Below are 4,910 nucleotides of genomic sequence, written 5' to 3' on the forward strand. Positions count from 1 at the left end.
GGTGAGCAGCGCGAGGACGCGGCGGACCTTCGTCTCCGGCGTGCAGTGCGACTGGTCGATCGCGAGGTCGGCGGCGGGGCCATCGGCCATCAGCGCGCTCAGGCGCCGTACGGCCTCGTCGAGCACGTCCGGGATGACCAGCTCGCGGCCGGCGCACGTCGTGCACGTGGCGTCCAGCGCGAGGTCCATGCCCAGCTCGCCCAGGAGTGCGCGGCCGGCCGGGGTCAGGCGGGAGGGGCGCTCCTTGCTGACCAGGCCGCGGCGGCGCAGTTCGTTGCCGACGGCCGCGACGATCGGGACCGGCAGGCTCGTCGCCCGGCTCAGCTCCTTCGTCGACGCCGGTTCCAGGCGGCGCAGCGCCCGCAGCACCGAGCGGATGCCGGGCGGGCCCTCCTGGAGCCGGACCGCTTCGGCGACTTCGCTGAGCACTCGATCGGCGGCCGTACTCACCAGGGGTCTCCAGGGCGGGGGAAGGTTTCGGACAGGGTGTCATCCAGTGTAAGGGACGGGAGTTCGGCCTATGCGAGGGAATAGCGGGGGTATTCGCTCCGGGAATTCGGTGCGGGCCGCCAGGGAATCCCTTGATCTTTTATCGGGGCGGAATTCCATAAAGTGAAGCAGGTCACGTCCGGCCGCCTTCTTGACGAACTGGCCGAAGTGCCGTAGGGGGCGTCTGATGCTAGGCTGGCATCCACGAGCGCCAGTGACTGGCCTCGCGACCTTCCCTGTTCGGCCGCGCGGACCAGCGCAGAAACCAAGCGAAAGGAGACGGGGACGGTGACCTCGGTCACACTCCCCGGTCCCCCATGACGAACGCCGAAAGCCTTGCCACCGAGGGTATAGACGTCGACGATCTGTGCTCGTACGCCGTCGACGTATGGGTGAGCGACAACAGTATTCTGACGGACGAGGAACGCCTTCTCCAGGTGCTCCGTACGGCCGCCGAAAAGGGAAACGCCAAGGTGCTCGGCGAGGCGTCCCACGTGTTTCCGAATGGGGCGGTCACTGCGATTCTGCTCCTTTCGGCCTCCCACCTCAGCATCCACACATGGCCGGAGTTCAACCTGGCCAACGTCGACCTGCTCGCGTATGGGCGGCTCAACGGCGAGCGGATGATGGAGAGCGTGGAGCTGGGGCTCGCGCCCACGCGGATCAATGTGACGCGGATGCTGCGCGCGGTGCACTGACCGCTGCCTCTGTCGCGGCCTGAGGGGCGGCGGCTTCGGGCTTCAGCTCGCGCCGCCGCTGTCGAAGGTCGTGTTCTCGAAGGAACGGCCCATCAGAACAGGGCCGTTGAAGGTCCCGCCGCTGATGGTGTTGCGGACCGAGTCGTTCTGGGCCGGGGTGAACTCCTCCACCAATAACCGGAGTTCCTCCGCCGCCTCGGGGTTCTCCGCGAGCAGCCTGCGCAGGCGCATCCGCACCGACGCCGTGACGTCGGCCGTCTCCTCCTCCGGCGCCGCGACCAACGCCGTGCGGGACGCGGTGAGTTCGCCGTCCATGGCGTCCGCGCCGCCGTCGCCGCCGCGCGCGAAGAGCCGGACGACCCGCTGCCGCACCTGGTCCCACGCCTCCGTGGCCATCAGGCCGACGATCGTCGTCGCGCCCGTCCCGGCGAGTGCCACCAGTTCCGCTTCCACCCGCGTCCCCCTGTGAAGTCGTCCTCCCGTTCACGGTAGAGGGACGACCCTCGACTGCGCCACCACGGTAGTAAGTTGGGGCACTCGTGGGTGAACGGGAGGGTGGTCGGGTGGGGACGTACAACTCCATCTCCGGGGACGCGGCGTTCTTCGGGCCGGTCGTGATGGCGGAGCGGGTGGGGTCGTTGACACTGCCGCCCGGGCCCCCGCAGGTGACGCCTCGTCAAGTCCCCGTCGGCACACCGCAGTTCGTCAACCGTACGGCCGAACTCGGCCGCCTGGACTCGGTCGCCGAGGCGCTGCGCGCGGCGCGCACCCCGGGTGTCGTCGTGCTGACCGGACTCGGCGGCGTGGGCAAGACCGCGCTGGTGGCGCGGTGGGCCGCCGGGGCGCCGGACTATCCCGGCGGCCACCTCTACGTGAACCTCGCGGGCAGACGGCAGGACGGCGCGGTCGACGTCAGCGACGTACTCGCCCTGTTTCTGCGGGCCTTGGGGGTGCACCCGGACTTCGTCCCGGCCGAGGTGGACGAGCGCGCCGCGCTCTTCCGGAGCCTCACCGCCCGGCAGGACACGCTCGTCGTGGTGGACAACGTCTGGCAGGCGGCCGAGATCAGGCCGCTCGTCCCGGCCTCGGGACTGCTCGTGGCCACCAGCCGGACCCGCCTGCCGGGCCTGGCCAGGGACGGCGCGGTCCTCATCGACCTCGACCCGCTCGACGAGTCGGCCGGCGTCGAACTCGTCCACCGGTGGCGGGACGCGGACACGGACGGCGCCGCCGCCGAACTGGTCCGGTTCTGCGGCGGCCTGCCGCTGGCGCTGGGCGTCGTCGGCGACTGGCTGGACGAGCACTCCCACCTCGGCCTGAGCGACGCCGTGGCCGAACTCTGCGCGGGCGAGGACGGGTTGGAGGCGGTGACGACGGTGCTCGACCTGATGTACGGGTCCCTCCCCGAGCCCGCGCGGCGGCTCTACCGCCTGTTCGGCCTGCTGCCGGGAACCACGGCCACCGGCTCCCTCGCGACGGCCGCCGGCGTCCCCGACGTGGGCAAGGCGGTGGCCCGGCTCATCTCCGCGCGCTCGGCGGAGGTCGTCGAGTCCCTCGACCGGCCCGTGCGCTTCCAGTTGCACGACGTCGTCCGGCCGCACGCGCGCAAGGTCGCCCAAGGGCTTCCGCAGGCGGAACGCACAGCCGTCCTGCGGGAGGTGGCCGCCTACTACGCCGAGGCCGCCGCGCACGCGGACGCCCAGGTGCTCGGCGTAGGCCGCTTCCGGCTCCAGCCGTCGCCTGCCCGCTCCCTGGCCGAACTGGGCGGCAGGGAAGCGCTGTTCACCGACAAGGCCGAGGCCATCGAATGGCTCGACGCCGAACGCGGCAATCTCCTGGCCGTGTTGAGGGTGTGTGCCGAGCAGCGCTGGGACGACACCGTCTGGCAGCTCTGCGAATCACTGTGGGCGCTCTATCACAGCCGCAAGCACCACCTGGACTCCATCGAGGCCCACACCCTCGGCATCGAGGCGGCCCGGCGCTGCGGGCGTGCCGACGCCGAGATCCGGATGCGGAACCAACTGGCGCGGGCGCACTACGAGTTGGGCGCGTACGAGGAGGCGCACCAAGTCCTGGACGCGGCAGGGAAGTTGCTCGACCGGGTCACCGACGCGCGGCTCAGCGGCGTGCTGTGGGAGACCCGGGGGCTGGTGCACCTCGCGGAGGGGGCGTCGTGGGAGGGCCAGGGCCTCGCCGACCGCGCGCAGGGCGCGTACGAGGACGCACACGCCTTGTTCCTCAAGGCACTTGAGGCCAACGCGGCCAGGGACGACGCCCACGGGATCGTCGTCCAGTCGTACAACGTCGGACAGGCGCTGCTCGCTGCCGGGCGGGCGGCGGAGGCGCTCGGTGTGCTCGACGAGGCGCGGGCGACGGCCGTGGAGAAGAACAACACGGGGATGCTGCTGCGGCTCGACATCGTCCGGGCGCGTGCCCTGTACGCCCTCGGGCGTTCCGGGCCCGCCGTCGAAGCCGCGGTCAGCGCCGCCGAGCAGGCCGCCGCGAGCCGCCAGCACGCCAAGTTCGACCAAGCGCTGGGCGTGCTCGCCGAGTTGGCCGCGAGCGACCCGACGTTGCGGGCGGCCTGTGAGGCGAAGCTCGGGGAGCTGCGCAGGAACGTGGGCGTGAGGCCGTAGAGCGAGCGCGTCCGCCGATCCCGCAACCGCCGTACTGGAGAAGCCCGTTGTCCGTGTTCCGCCGTCCGCGTCCGCCGCGTGCCCGGTCCCGCTGGGACACCCAACCGCCGTCCAGGGCGGCGGTGTTGGGGGTGGCGCGCACGCTGACCTCGGCGACACGGGTGCTCGATGTGATGGAGCTGCTGCGCGTCGAGGACGGCATCGAGAAGTACTACACGGTGAATCCCGGCTCGGCCTTCGCGGACGGGCTGCACGAGTACCTGGTGTCCGTGGCGGGGCCGCGCGTGCTGACGTGGGCGGAGGCGACGCGGCGCACCTTCCAGCTCGCCGTCGCCTGCGCCGTGCACCCCACGATGCGGCGGCTCGACGCGCCGCTGATGGTGATGCCGCACGGCGCCGGGTACAACCGGCTGGTCAGCGAGTCGACGGGCGACGCGACGTCCCCGGCGGGGCTGTCCCGGCGGGAGCTGACGCACCGGGGCAGGGTCATCCCCGCCGCGATCGGCGTCTCGCATCCCGACCAGCTCGCCCGGCTGCTGGACACCTGCCCCGAGGCGGTGCCGCGCGCCGAGGTGATCGGCGACTGGTGCGCCCAGCGGATCCGGGACAGCGAGGCTCGACGCGACTGCTACCGCGCCCGGTTCGGCGTCACCGACGGGCGGCGGCTCGTCGTCCTGCACTCCACGTGGAGCGCGCACTCGCTGCTCGGCCGCCACCCCGGACTGCCCCTCGATCTCGTCACCGCGCTGCCCGCCGACGAGTACGCCGTCGCGGCCGTCTTCCACCCCAACGTCTGGGCCAGGCACACCCGCGCCGACCTCCTGGAACGCCTGCGCGAGCCGATGGACGCGGGCCTGATGGTGATCCCGCCCGAGGAGGGCTGGCGGGCCGCGATCGTCGCCTGCGACGCGGTGATCGGCGACCACGGCAGCACGACGTTCTACTCCGCCGCCCACGACCGCCCCACCCTCCTCGCCGCCACCGGCCTCGCCGAACTCGACCCCGCGTCCCCGGCCGCGGCCTTCGCCACCACCGCGCCCCGCCTCGACCCCTCGGGCGACCTGCACGCCCAACTCCTGCGCGCGCA

At 72.2% G+C, this 4,910-nt stretch carries 3 protein-coding genes and 2 pseudogenes; 3 read left to right on the forward strand and 2 right to left on the reverse strand.

The features are described from left to right. A pseudogene (locus AOK24_RS51525) lies at positions 1-450 on the reverse strand (GNAT family N-acetyltransferase); the annotation flags it as partial. A gap of 356 nt (positions 451-806) precedes the next feature. Here AOK24_RS51525 and AOK24_RS34950 point away from each other — a divergent pair. Next, positions 807-1,187 (forward strand): S-adenosylmethionine decarboxylase family protein, encoded by a 381-nt coding sequence (locus AOK24_RS34950; RefSeq protein ID WP_055724003.1) that lies wholly within the window; start codon positions 807-809, stop codon positions 1,185-1,187. 42 nt (positions 1,188-1,229) lie between these two features. On the opposite strand, the gene AOK24_RS34955 is transcribed toward AOK24_RS34950, so the two are convergent. Further along, positions 1,230-1,640, reverse strand: a complete 411-nt coding sequence (locus tag AOK24_RS34955; RefSeq protein ID WP_055724004.1) for a hypothetical protein — start codon at positions 1,638-1,640, stop codon at positions 1,230-1,232. Between the two features lie 110 nt (positions 1,641-1,750). Here AOK24_RS34955 and AOK24_RS34960 point away from each other — a divergent pair, with 110 nt between their 5' ends. Beyond that, positions 1,751-3,823 (forward strand): NB-ARC domain-containing protein, encoded by a 2,073-nt coding sequence (locus tag AOK24_RS34960; RefSeq protein ID WP_079057149.1) that lies wholly within the window; start codon positions 1,751-1,753, stop codon positions 3,821-3,823. Between the two features lie 173 nt (positions 3,824-3,996). Then, a pseudogene (locus tag AOK24_RS34965) lies at positions 3,997-4,910 on the forward strand (hypothetical protein); the annotation flags it as partial.

The sequence above is a fragment of the Streptomyces niveiscabiei genome (assembly GCF_001419795.1).
In the GTDB taxonomy this organism is placed as follows: domain Bacteria; phylum Actinomycetota; class Actinomycetes; order Streptomycetales; family Streptomycetaceae; genus Streptomyces; species Streptomyces niveiscabiei.

Coding starts and splice junctions, on each gene's coding strand:
- AOK24_RS34950 (WP_055724003.1), top strand. CDS start 807: ATGACGAACGCCGAAAGCCTTGCCACCGAGGGTATAGACGTCGACGAT.